Origin of the sequence: Pseudomonas sp. PDM25, assembly GCF_019219045.1 — a bacterium.
GTDB lineage: Bacteria > Pseudomonadota > Gammaproteobacteria > Pseudomonadales > Pseudomonadaceae > Aquipseudomonas.
Genome location: NZ_JAHUWL010000077.1, coordinates 1 through 370, shown reverse-complemented (window position 1 = coordinate 370; position 370 = coordinate 1). Strand labels below are relative to the sequence as shown.

The 370-nt window shown below is 51.1% G+C and carries 1 pseudogene; it reads left to right on the top strand.

Annotation, left to right across the window (positions count from 1 at the left end):
• Positions 1 to 144: 144 nt before the first annotated feature.
• A pseudogene (locus KW848_RS31395) lies at positions 145 to 370 on the top strand (inovirus Gp2 family protein); the annotation flags it as partial.

The following is a 370-nucleotide window of genomic DNA, read 5'->3' as shown; positions in this document are numbered from 1 at the left end:
ATGAACTCCATCACTCTGCTTGCTGTAGCTCAGCCAGTCACAAGACCAGTGCCATACGATGATCTGAGGTCAGTCCATGGTGATCAAGCCGTAAATAAATACTCATCCCACTGAGGTTATGTATTCAGTCAGCGGATCACCTTCATGGCTAACCAAACCAAGCGTCACACCGGCAACAGCAATCTTCACCTGCACCACGAGCACAGCTTTCGCGGCCTACCCGTCATGGTGTCCTACAGCCCCTTCATTTCTGAATACCTTGAACGACTTTACCAAACCACTCAGCTCGCACTGAGCGATCATCGCCAGGTGTTCGCACTCCGTTTCGATCTACGCTTTCCTGATGACTCATTGCCCGATTCAGGCAGCA